Source organism: Nocardiopsis sp. NPDC007018, from assembly GCF_040635075.1.
In the GTDB taxonomy this organism is placed as follows: Bacteria; Actinomycetota; Actinomycetes; order Streptosporangiales; family Streptosporangiaceae; genus Nocardiopsis.
Genome location: NZ_JBEYHA010000001.1, coordinates 18,679 through 29,744, shown reverse-complemented (window position 1 = coordinate 29,744; position 11,066 = coordinate 18,679). Strand labels below are relative to the sequence as shown.

The 11,066-nt window shown below is 73.7% G+C and carries 11 protein-coding genes; 4 read left to right on the top strand and 7 right to left on the bottom strand.

The features are described 5' to 3' along the window. Nucleotides 1–89 precede the first annotated feature (89 nt). The gene (locus ABZ635_RS00135; protein WP_357756470.1) at nt 90–1,568 is read left to right on the top strand and encodes a hypothetical protein; all 1,479 of its coding nucleotides are present in this window, start codon (nt 90–92) and stop codon (nt 1,566–1,568) included. A 114-nt stretch (nt 1,569–1,682) separates the two neighbouring features. Here the strand turns inward: ABZ635_RS00135 and ABZ635_RS00130 are convergent, their stop codons facing one another. From ABZ635_RS00130 to ABZ635_RS00120, 3 genes are all read right to left on the bottom strand, one after another. Then, a complete protein-coding gene (locus ABZ635_RS00130) occupies nt 1,683–2,246 on the bottom strand; it encodes a hypothetical protein (RefSeq protein WP_357756467.1) in 564 nt (187 codons plus the stop codon). Nucleotides 2,247–2,251: 5 nt separating this feature from the next. Beyond that, nucleotides 2,252–3,757: a hypothetical protein gene (locus tag ABZ635_RS00125; RefSeq protein ID WP_357756464.1), complete on the bottom strand. Its 1,506-nt coding sequence runs from the start codon at nt 3,755–3,757 to the stop codon at nt 2,252–2,254. A gap of 118 nt (nt 3,758–3,875) precedes the next feature. Continuing rightward, nucleotides 3,876–4,508: a YigZ family protein gene (locus ABZ635_RS00120; RefSeq protein WP_357756461.1), complete on the bottom strand. Its 633-nt coding sequence runs from the start codon at nt 4,506–4,508 to the stop codon at nt 3,876–3,878. A 276-nt stretch (nt 4,509–4,784) separates the two neighbouring features. Between ABZ635_RS00120 and ABZ635_RS00115 the strand changes: the two genes are divergently transcribed. After that, a complete protein-coding gene (locus tag ABZ635_RS00115; RefSeq protein WP_357756458.1) occupies nt 4,785–5,402 on the top strand; it encodes a superoxide dismutase family protein in 618 nt (205 codons plus the stop codon). A gap of 52 nt (nt 5,403–5,454) precedes the next feature. On the opposite strand, the gene yidC is transcribed toward ABZ635_RS00115, so the two are convergent. Together yidC and ABZ635_RS00105 are read right to left on the bottom strand one after the other, a co-directional pair. Further along, nucleotides 5,455–6,162 carry a membrane protein insertase YidC gene (gene yidC / locus ABZ635_RS00110; RefSeq protein ID WP_357756455.1) on the bottom strand — a complete coding sequence of 236 codons (708 nt, stop codon included), beginning with the start codon at nt 6,160–6,162 and terminating at the stop codon, nt 5,455–5,457. A 645-nt stretch (nt 6,163–6,807) separates the two neighbouring features. After that, the gene (locus ABZ635_RS00105; RefSeq protein WP_357756452.1) at nt 6,808–7,107 is read right to left on the bottom strand and encodes a DUF6412 domain-containing protein; all 300 of its coding nucleotides are present in this window, start codon (nt 7,105–7,107) and stop codon (nt 6,808–6,810) included. A gap of 248 nt (nt 7,108–7,355) precedes the next feature. Here ABZ635_RS00105 and ABZ635_RS00100 point away from each other — a divergent pair, with 248 nt between their 5' ends. After that, complete coding sequence (locus tag ABZ635_RS00100; RefSeq protein ID WP_357756449.1) at nt 7,356–7,667, top strand: hypothetical protein; 312 nt, start codon at nt 7,356–7,358, stop codon at nt 7,665–7,667. 186 nt (nt 7,668–7,853) lie between these two features. Here ABZ635_RS00100 and ABZ635_RS00095 read toward each other — a convergent pair whose 3' ends face one another. Further along, nucleotides 7,854–8,789 (bottom strand): sugar kinase, encoded by a 936-nt coding sequence (locus ABZ635_RS00095; RefSeq protein ID WP_357756447.1) that lies wholly within the window; start codon nt 8,787–8,789, stop codon nt 7,854–7,856. Continuing rightward, the gene (locus ABZ635_RS00090; protein ID WP_357756444.1) at nt 8,786–10,384 is read right to left on the bottom strand and encodes a D-aminoacylase; all 1,599 of its coding nucleotides are present in this window, start codon (nt 10,382–10,384) and stop codon (nt 8,786–8,788) included. The genes ABZ635_RS00095 and ABZ635_RS00090 overlap by 4 nt, the downstream gene beginning before the upstream one ends. 181 nt (nt 10,385–10,565) lie before the next feature. Here ABZ635_RS00090 and ABZ635_RS00085 point away from each other — a divergent pair, with 181 nt between their 5' ends. Continuing rightward, the gene (locus tag ABZ635_RS00085) at nt 10,566–10,946 is read left to right on the top strand and encodes a Rid family detoxifying hydrolase (protein WP_357756441.1); all 381 of its coding nucleotides are present in this window, start codon (nt 10,566–10,568) and stop codon (nt 10,944–10,946) included. The last annotated feature ends 120 nt before the right edge of the window (nt 10,947–11,066 follow it).

Genomic DNA, 11,066 nt, shown 5'->3' with positions numbered 1-11,066 from the left:
TGGAAAAGCCCCTGGGTTCCCGCGAACCGGCAGGAGTCCTCGCGCATCCCCCTCCAGGGACCCCAGCGAGTACATTCACGGGAGAGCGAGTGACCCTGACAGCGGCGGCACGACCCCTCGACGCGCGGTCGGCCGCGACGCGGACGGCCCGCACCGGCGCGGCGGTCGGCGCCTCCCTGGTAGCGGCCCTGCTCTCCGCTCCGACGGTGTCCCCGGCCCACGCCGACACGGCGGGCACCTACGACATGTGCCCGGAGGTCTACTACTACGTGGTGCCGGAGGGTTCTCCCGGGCTCGGCGCGGTCGCCGACCTCATCCTCGGCGACCCCGAGCGCGCCGACGAGATCCACGAACTCAACGCGGGGCGCTCCCAGGCGGACGGGACGGCCCTGGGCGAGGACCGCGCACTCCAGGCGGGCTGGCGGCTGGTGGTCCCCTTCGACTCGGGCGGGGAGGGCGTCTACGAGGGCCGCGACCCCCTGTGCGTGGTCGCGGTCGACCAAGCCAACGCCCAGGGGATCGCCCCGCCGAGCCCGCACCCCGCACCGCCCGCGTACACGCCGCCTCCTGAGGCGGAGGAGTCGGCCGAGCAGGGCGAGGTCGTCGACGTCACCCCCCAGGACGACAAGCCCAAGATCGACCCCCGCCTGCTCGCTGCGGGTGCGGCCGCCCTGGTCCTGCTGACGCTGCTCACCCTGTTCTGGCAGCCGATCGGCCGCGCCATCGCCTGGCCGTTCCGGCGGATCGCCGCGCTCCCCTGGCGCAGGCCCCGTAAGCCCCGGTCCGCCCGGATCGCGGCGGCCACGCGCCGCCGCCGGGCCGCGACCGAACGCGTCACGGCGGACCCGGACGCGGTGCACCGGGCCGGGGGCGCCCACTCCGACCTGCTGAGCGCGCCCGCCGACGTCCCCGCCCGGCCGGTGGCGATCCTGACCACCCGGGTGGAGACGACCGCGATCGTCCCGGTGGGGGCGACCCCGCCCGCGACCTCGTGGCGGGTCGTCGACACCACCACGTGGCGCTACTCGCGCGGTTCGGCGTCCTCCGGTCCGCACAACTTCGCCGCGTCCACCCACACGATGGTCCGCCCGGTGGCCCACGGTGTCCTGGCCTGCCTGGGGACGCTGGAGGACGGCGAAACTCTGGTGCACGTCGACCTCACCCGAACGCGCGGCCTGCTCGCCGTGGGCGGCGACCGCGCGGTCGCCGCCGACGCGGTGCGGGTGATCGCCGACGCGCTGCACGCCCGGGGGCTGTCGATCCGGGTCCTGAAGGAGGGCCAGCCCCTGCACTCGTTGGTGCCCTCGGCCCCGCCCGACCTCTCCGCGCCGGACCCCGTCCACGGGCTGGAGCCCAGCAGGGAGCACCCGCTCGTGGTGGTCGTGCCGCGTCCCCTCGGAACCGCCGACGAGCACGTGCTCGGCGCCATCCCCGCGAACACCCTCGTGGTGGGCACCGGGGAGTCGGTGCACGCGCGCTGGCAGTGGCGGGCGCACGAGGACGGCACCCTCGACACCGGGGCGCTCGGCCTCGACGTGATCCTGCGGCTGCCCGAGCGCCGCCGGTGAGCGGTGTGCGGCGGGTGCCCGGGACGTCGTAGGCGAGCAGGCCCCGCCGGTGCCCGCGACGTCGTAGGCGAGCAGGCCCCCGGCGCCCGGAACGCGCCGGTCAGCGAGCGCGCGTCAGCCGTGGTCTCCGGTGCGGTCCTCGCGTCGGACCCCTCGGGCGCGGCCGTCCCCAACCAGCGCCGAAGGGAAGGGAACGCGCAGGGCCGCGGGGTCCAGACCCTCCGCGAGCAGTGCCCGGACGAGTTCGCCGGGGGTGTCGGTGCGCGCGGTGACGTACCGGCCGTCGCGGCCGACGATCTCGACGCCCTCGCCCGCGCGGGCGTTGGCCAGGTGGGTCCGCCCCCAGCGCCACGCGGGGCGGGTCCCGATGCGGGCGCGGCCGACGTAGCCGATCGAGGCGACCGGAACGCGGGCGCCGCGCCGCCCGGCGTGGATCTCCAGGACCCCGTTCGCGACCCGTGTGTGGACGCTGGCGGAGTACACGAGGGTTCCGCCGATCGCGGCGGCCAGGAACAGCACCGCGAGGAACGGCCACCAGAACGGCCCCTCGTCGACGATCAGGACGCCCGTACCGACCACGGCGATCCCCGCGCCGGTCGCCAGGCCCGCGATCCGTCGCACCGGGTGGGTGAGGGCGCTCCGCTCGTAGCCCGGGGCCGCTGTGGTCCGGTCGCGCACGGTGCTCAGTCGGTGTCGTCGGAGGGGCTCGGGGACGCGCTACCGTCCGCCTCCGCACCGTCCCCGTCGCCGTCCGCGCCGTCCTCCTCGGAGTCCTCGGGTGCGGGGCCGAAGACGAAGCGCTGGCGGTCCTGGACGAGGATGGCGTACCCGGTGGCGGTCACGGCCTCCACGTAGGCGGAGAGCTCGTCCCCCACCACGTCCATGGTCTCGGCGTCCAGCACCAGCTGGAGGTCGCCGTCCTCGTTGGAGCGCGAGTCGCCGTACACCAGACCGCCGTGGGCGAAGGCGGGGGAGATCGAACCGGCGTCCTCCTCCAGGCCCCAGCGCACCTCGCCCCCGGCCAGGTCGACGGCGACCATGGTGGCCTCGCCGCTGGCCTGCGACAACAGCAGGGTCCCGGTCTCGGAGTCGTAGAGCAGGCCCGGGGTCCCGGCCTCGTCGAAGTGCCGGGAGACCGGGTTGGTTCCGGCCTCCACCAGGGTCCACAGCGGCGTGCCGTCCTCGGTGTCGTGCGCGGAGAGCACGGAGGGCGCTTCGGGTTGGGCCCAGCGCAGCAGCATCGTGGTGGTGACGTCGCCCTCGTCGTCCCCCTCCTCCGCGTCGTCTTCGGAGGAGGGGACCGGGTAGACGCCGAGGATCTGCGGAACCGGGACCGGTGCGGTCGCGGGCAGGTCCAGCTCCTCGTCGGCGGCGGAGACCGACCACAGCGGGGCGCCCGGGTCGTCGGGGTCGAGCGAGTGGGCGCGCAGGACGGAGTCGCCGGAGTCGAGCAGAACGGTGTCGTCCCAGGCCGCCACCGGGACGCCCAGGCGTTCGGGATCGTCGGTGCCGGTCCCCTCCTCCGGGTCCTCGTCGGACCCGTCGGGGTCGTCCGCGTCGTCCGGGTCGGCCTCCTCGGCGCCTTCCTCCCCGGACTCCTCCGGCTCGAAGGTGTAGGACCACAGCTCGTCGCCGTCGGTGTCCAGCACCGTGAAGTCGCCGTGCGGCTCCTCCGCGCTCCAGTCGGCCGGGCGGCGCACCGCGACGCCGTCGAGGTAGGCGTCGCCGTCCTCGTCCGGTTCCCAGAGCGGCTCGCCGTCGGCACCGAGGACGAAGGGGCCGCCCTCGGGGTAGCTCATGAGCAGGACGGCCCCGCCCCGCCCGTCGGTGTCGAACCCCCGGAAGCGTGCCTCACCCTCCCACAGGGTGTCTCCGGTGGCCGCGTCCTGGAGGAGGTGGCGGTCCTCACCGCCGGAGCTGATCAGGAACGCGCCCTCGACGGGGCTGATCCGCACGCCCAGGGGGTCGTCGAGGATGTCGTGTGCGTCCGCGTCGTCTCCGTGCAGGTGACGCAGGACCTCGCCCTCGATGCCGGGAGGCGCCTCACCCTCGAACTCCGTGGGGAGCGGAGGGGGCTCCTCCTCCGGGGAGGGGGCGGGGGCGGGCGGCTCCGGATCACCGGTGCACCCCGCGACCAGCAGCGCCGCAAGGCCACAGGTCAGCGCCTGAAGCACCCGTGAGCTGCGCATTGACGGTATCTCCCCACGAAACGATGACGTTTACGGCAAATCCTAAGCCGGGGAGCGGCCAGGTGGATACACGGTGTCGATCACTCGTTACGGGCCTGTGAGCGCGCCGTTCCCGGGCTCAGGGCCCGGTCCCTGGCTCGACCTCGATGGTGGTGACACCCCTCACCTCGAACTCCGCCCTGCCGCCGGTGAGCTCCGCCAGCCGGACCCCGAAGTCGGGCAGCTCGGCCTCCGGCAGGGCCACCTCGATCCGGACCCGGTCCTCGTAGGCGACCTCCCTGACCGTCAGCGCGGAGTCGCGCAGGTCGTTCTCCAGCCGACCGCCCAGAACGTAGTCGGCGAAGACGTCCACCACCAGGAGCTGGCGCCGTTCCAGGAGCCCGAGTTCCTCGACGGCGGCGGAGACCGCGTTGCCGTAGGCGCGGATCAGGCCGCCCGCGCCCAGTTTGGTCCCGCCGAAGTAGCGGGTGACCACCGCGACCGTGTCGGTGATCCGCCGGTGGCGGAGCACCTCGAGCATGGGCACACCGGCCGTCCCCGCGGGCTCGCCGTCGTCGCTCGAGCGCTGGACGCCGCCGTCGTCACCCAGAACGTAGGCGGTGCAGTTGTGGTTGGCGTTCCAGTGCTCCTTGCGACGGTCGGCGATGAACGCGCGGGCGGCGTCCTCACTGTCCACCCTGGCCAGGGCACAGACGAACCGGGACTTCCTGATCTCGATCTCGTGTTCGCCGCCGCGCTTGATCGTTCTCATGTCGCCTGTTCAGAAGGGTTCGTGGTGGGACGCACCAGTCTGCCATCCCCGAGGGCCCGGACCCCTCCGGCCCGGGCTGCTGGTACGGTCCCCTCACCGGAGGGCCCGCGAGTACGGGAGGCCCCGAACCACAGGGGCCGAGCGCGGGGGCGCGCCCCGGGTGAGGGCGATGCCGCCCCTCCGACCACACCACAGATTCCGCACACCTAGTTAACACTCAAGCACTTTGGGTAACGTTGCGGACGTCCACAGCACTGAGCACCGGGGAGTCCCGACATGCGCACCACGCCACCCGCCGTCGGTCTGGTCCTGACCGTCCTTCTCGCCACCGGGTGCGCCCAGGGCGCCCCCTCCACCAGTGACGGGGCGGCCTCCACCCAGAACCCGGCGGCCCAGCCCACCACCGCCCCGAGCGTGACCGCGTCGACCTTCCTGCCTCCGGGCCAGAGCGCCGGCGCGATCACCTACGACGAGACCGCCGTACCCGAGGGCGCCACCTCCGACGTCCAGGTCCGTGTCCAGGACGGTTCCACGTTCGTGCAGTTCACCGGGACCGGCCTGGAGGCGGACCGGGACTTCGGCGCCCACGTGCACACCCGCCCCTGCGGTGACGACCCCGCCGACGCCGGTCCGCACTACCAGAACGAGGTCGACCCGGCGGCGACGGAGGACGAGCCCTCCACCGACCCGGAGTACGCCAACCCGGAGAACGAGGTCTGGCTGGACATGACCACCGACGGCAGCGGCAACGCCTTCGTCACCTCCACCGTCGACTGGGAGTTCCGCGAGGGCGAGGCGCACGCCCTGGTGCTGCACGACGAGCACACCGCCACCCACGAGGGCCACGCGGGCACCGCGGGGGACCGGCTCGCCTGTGTGACCGTCGAGTTCTGACACTCACGGGTCCGGCACTCGCGCACACGCGCCCCCGCGGTTCCGGGTCGGCTCAGTCCGGGAGGACCCTGCGCAGCACCACCTTCTCGGCGAGCGCCCACGTCGTTGACGCGACCAGGTAGACCCCGGCGGCCAGCGGCACGAACGCGGCGATGACCACGGTCGTGAACTGCATGTAGGACAGCGCCGCCATCATGGGCGGCTGCGCGGGGTTCTCCCGCATCATCGGGAGCACCACGTAGCGGCGGTTGGCCCACGCCACGAGGGCCAGGAGCAGCAGGAGGCCGACGAAGACCGGGGGCACCAGGAGCCCGTTCGCGCTGGTGACCAGGGTGGAGCCCAGTTCGACGCCGCCGAGGGTGTGCGCGAGCAGGGGCTCCTCCCCCGGTCCGGCCCCGATGAACAGCCCGTACAGGGCCACGACCAGCGGGATCTGCGCGAGACCGGGCAGGCAGCCCGCCAGCGGTGAGGTGCCCGCCTCCGCGTAGACCTTGCGTTGTTCGGCGAGCATCCGCTCGGGGTTCTTGCCGTGGCGCTTGGTGATGTGGGCGAGCCGTGGCGCGAGCCGGGCGCGCTGCTTCTCCGCGCGTACCTGGGCCACCCCCAGCGGTAGGAGCAGGAGGCGCACGGCGACGGTCAGGCCGACGATCGCCAGTCCTGCGGCCAGGGCCCCGGCGAACGGGGCGAGTGCGGTGGTGAAGGCGGCGAGGACCGCCGAGAGCATGCTGATGACGGCCGCGATCGGCCCGAAGGTGTACAAGGTCGAGACCCCTCGTCTGGGTGGGAAGGACAGACGTCGGGCCGCTCGGAACGGAAACCACGGTGGTGCGCGCTGGGTCGGACCGGTCGGGTCGACACGGTGCCCGGGGCTCGGGCACCCGCGACGACGCGGCTCGGAGCGCCCGTCACGACGGACGCGTGCCAGCGCGTGGCCCGTACCGGTGCAACCGGACCCCGGACACCCGGGCCCCGGACACCCCAGGCCCCCGACACCCCCGGCGCCACGGCCCACGAGCGCGTGAGCCCAAGCGCGGGCGCCAGTGGCTGTCACCACCGGCGTCCAGGTCGGCGACAGCGGGTCGGGCACACGTCAGTGCGAGCCCGGCCCGGGCACCGGCACAGGGCAGGTGGCGTCATCACGGGCGCGCCCCGGCACCTGTCGTCTCGGGCCCTCTTGGGGAGCCGCCAGACGGGGGCGCCGGGCGCCTGCGCGCGACGGTCCGGGAAGGCACGGGATCGGGCGGGCGGGTGTCAGCACAGAGTGTCGCCACGTGTACCCGCCAGGCGGGCGGGACCCCGGAGCCAGCCCCGGTGCGACGACCCGCGACAGCGCACGGCGACACCGGTCACGACGGTTGCGGTTCGGTTCGAACCCACCGGGGCACGAGGCGTGCACCGGAGTGGTTCAGCGAGCGGCCGGAAGGACCGCCCCGGGTGCCCGGGGCCGCGGTCTGCCCGCCGCGTCGGGGTCGCACAGCGCGAGGACCGGGAGCTTGCTGGCTCTGCGGCGCATCGCGTGCGCCGTTCCGGTGGCGGTGTCGCCCACCGGCCACAGGGTCGTCCGGCGCAGGGCCAGCAGAACCAGGGCCGCACCGACCGCCACGACTAGCAGGGTCACGGCGCCGCCGTCCACTCCGGGAAGGGGCAGGTCGGCCGGGAGGAAACCGAGGGCGAGGAACTCGAAGAAGGGCAACAGGTACTGCACGTGTTCCCCTCCCTCCGTGTTCGTTCCCGCCCATCGTACCCAGCGTCGGCCGGACCGGCCACGACGATCCGTGCCCTGTGGAGAAATCCGCCGACACTCCGCCCCGGCTCCCGTCCTTTCGCGCGATCCTGTAGCTAAATAACACAGAGTAACCATCTGTGCGCTCGGCAGCGCCCGTCGGTGCCCGGCCGCGTCTCCAGTACCTGTCTCCCATGGGCTCGCGCGAGCCCGGCGAAAAGGGGAATCCCGTGCCGATCCGCCCTGCCAACCTGGCCACCATGTCCGCGACCATCGCCGGGGCCATCTCGGGGATGGCCAGCAAGAAGGAGGACACCGCTCCCATGCGTGTCACCTTCGAGTCCGGCCACGAGCAGAGCGTGGAGAACGGCGGCTGCCGGGTCCTGGAGACCGGGCAGGGCGGGGTGGTCGAGATCGAGGGCGAGTACCGGTTCGCGCTGTTCGCGGGCACCAGCTGCCAGGGCAGTCGCACCCTGGCCTCCGGTCAGGGTTCCGTCCGGTTCGGCACCCCGGTGCTGGCCGGTGCCATCGTCATCGGCTAGACGCGGCGGGCGCACTCCCGCGCCCGCGCCCGCGCACCCGCGCCCGCGCAGCACGGTCGGCCTCTTCCTGGGTGCGGTGGTGCCCCACGCCCGCGCACCCGCACCGTCTTCGTCCGGACGGCGCACCGATCCCTGCCCTCCCCGCCCGGGGAGCGCGTCGGCCGGGCACCCGCCCAGACGTCCCGATCACGTGCCCAGGTCGGCGTCCGGGGCACGGATGCCGGGGACCGTGTCCGGGACCCGGTCGAGGGTGTCCCCCCGTGAGCACAGCACCTCTCCCGCGGCGGCGTGCCCCAGGCTCAGCCGCCGTTCCGGGGCCAGTCCGTCGAGCAGCCCCGAGAGGTAACCGGCGGCGAAGGCGTCTCCGGCGCCGACCTCCTCCACCACGTCCACCGGCGGGGCGGGCGCGAACACCGTGCCCGCGCCGTCGAAGCTGGTCGCCCCGTTCCCGGCGTCCTTGACCACCAGGGTCGGCACCTCCGGGAGCACGGCGCGGACGTCGTCGGCGTCCGGGGTCCCCCAGAGGCGCTCGGCCTCGTCGCGGCCGACGAACACCACGTCGGCTCGGCGGGCCAGGTCCAGCAGCACCGGCCCGGCCTCGCGGGTGCTCCAGAGCGCGGGCCGGTGGTTGACGTCGAAGCAGCGCAGCGCGCCGTTCCCGGAGCGCCGGTCGAGCAGTTCGCGGACGAGGGCGGCCGCGCGCCCGGACAGCGCGGGGGTGATCCCGGAAAGGTGCACCAGGCGCGGGCCCCGTGACCACACCTTCTCGGCGTCCCCCACCGACATCACCGACGCGGCCGACCCTCTCCTGTAGTAGAGGACCCCCGCGCCTCCGGGCGCCGTGTCCTTCACGTACAGGCCGGTGGGAAGCTCGGGGTCCACCTCCACGCCCCGCACGTCCACGCCGCAGCGGGCGACGGAGGCGGTGACGATCCGCCCGAAGGGGTCGTTCCCCACCCGGCTCACCCACGCGGCCCGGTGACCCAGCCTGGCCAGTGCCACGGCCACGTTGGACTCGGCGCCGCCGGCGCCCACGGTCAGCCGGGAACCCTCGGTCAGCGCCTCGGGTGAGGTGAGCACCGCCATGGTCTCCCCCACACAGACCGCGTCGATCCTGGTCATCGGGTGTTCCTCCGAAGTGATCGGCCGGGGAGGCGGTCGGTGCGACGCCCGTCCCTGACGGTGAACTCGCCCGCGATCAGCACGTGTTCGATGCCCACGGGGGGCAGCCGCGGTTCCTCGTAGGTGGCGGGGGAGCCGACGGTGTCGGGGTCGAAGACGGTGAGGTCGGCGAAGGCGCCCGGCTGGATGACGCCCCGGTCGGTGAGGCCCAGCCGCTGGGCGGGCCGGGAGGTGAGGTGCCGGACGCACTCCTCCAGGGTGAGCAGGCCGACCTCGCGCACGTAGTGCCCCAGGTAGCGGGGGAAGGTGCCCCAGCCGCGCGGGTGCGGGCGTTCTCCTACGAGGATGCCGTCGCTGCCCGCCGTGTGCGCTCCGTGCCGCATGATCGTGCGGATGTTCTCCTCGTTGCCGACCTGGAGGAGGCAGCCGCTGCGCAGCTCGTCGGCGACGAGGAGGTCGACGAACACCTTGCCCGGCGACTCGTCGCGGTCTCGGGCCAGGTCGGAGACGGAGGACCCGACCGCCCAGGACAGCGCGGGGTCGGCGGTTCCGGTGATCACGAGGGAGGTCCAGTCCATGGGGACGCCGTGGTTGCCGTCGGTGCCCTCGGCCTCGACCTCCCGCAGGATGTGTGCTCGGGTGGCGGGGTCGCGCAGGCGGGCGAGGGTGGCCGCCGTCCCGCCCTCCTGGGCCCAGGAGGGCAGCGGGGCGGCCAGGTAGGTGGCACTGGCCCGGTAGGGGTAGGTGTCGAGGGTGACGTCCAGGCCGTAGCGGACGGTGGCCTCGTCGATGGCGTCCAGGACCTCGCGGGCACGGCCCCGGTTCTGCGGGAAGTTCACGTGGCAGTGCGCGAGGTGGAGGGGAACGTGGGCGCGGCGGGCCACGTCCAGGCACTCCTGGTACGACTCGACCACGCGCGAACCGTAGTTGCGGTGGTGGGGGCAGTAGTAGCCGCCCGCGGCGCGGACGGGTTCGAGGAGGGCGACGATCTCGTCGTCGCTGGCGTACATGCCGGGCGTGTAGGTGAGCCCGGCGGAGAGCCCGTGCGCGCCCTCGGCCATGCCCCGGGCCACCATGGCGCGCATGCGCCCGATCTCGGCTTCGGTGGCGGGGCGGTCGTCGTCGCCCACGACCGCCATGCGGACGTTGCCCTGGGGGACGAGGTAGGCGGCGTTGGTGGGCGATCCCCGGTCGATGAGGTCGAGGTACTCGCCGACCCCGCGCCAGGAGTGGTCGAGTTCGGGGGTGCCGTTCCACGCGGCGATCTTCTCGCGGACGGGGTCGGCGGTGGCGTCGGTGACGGGCGCGTAGCCGAGCCCGTCCTGGCCGAGCACCTCCAGGGTGACGCCTTGGAGGACCTTGGCCTCGTGTGCGGGGTCGGCGAGCAGGGCGAGGTCGGAGTGGGCGTGCATGTCCACGAACCCCGGGGAGACGGCGAGGCCGGTCACGTCGACGACGTCGCCGGTGCTCTTCGCGGTACCCGGCGGCACGATGTGGCTGATGCGGCCATGGCGCAGGATGAGGTCGGCGTGACGGGAGGGGCCGCCGGTGCCGTCGATCACCCGTCCTCCGGCGAGTACGGTCTCGGGCTGCACTGTTCCTCCGATCGGGGTCCCCGACGCCCCGGTCCGCGCTGCCTTCGCCCGGAGTGTCGGTGTGGCCCAAGATACGCTTTGGGAAGGATAATTGATAACTTTGTTGCCAATAAGCGTGTCCGCGAACCCGACCGCGCGGCCCCCGAGGTGCGGGGACACGAGACCCGACCGAAGGAGACGCATGTCCAAGAAGGCGGTCCAGACCGACAACGCCCCCGTTCCCGCCGGCGCCTACAGCCAGGGCGTCGTGGCGGGCGGCTTCCTGTACACGGCCGGGTTCGGCCCGCAGGACCCGGCCACCGGGCGGGTCGCGCCCACCGTGGGCGAGCAGACCAAGCAGGTGCTGGCCAACGTCGCCGCCGTGCTCGCCGAACACGGCCTGACCCTCGACGACGTGGTCAAGTCCACCGTCCACCTGGAGAGCCTCAAGGCGGACTTCCCGGAGTTCAACGCCGTCTACGAAGAGCACTTCACCGCCCCCTACCCGGTCCGCACCACCGTGGGCTCCGACCTGGCCGACATCCTGGTCGAGATCGACGTGGTCGCCAAGCTCCGCGACTGACCGGCGCCCCCGCCCCTCCAGGGGAGTGTTCCCCCCGGAGCCCCTGATCGACCGGCCGTCCCCGAACTCGGCTCCCCGGGGGCGGCCGGTCCCCCCGTCGGACCCCGGCGGCACCGGACC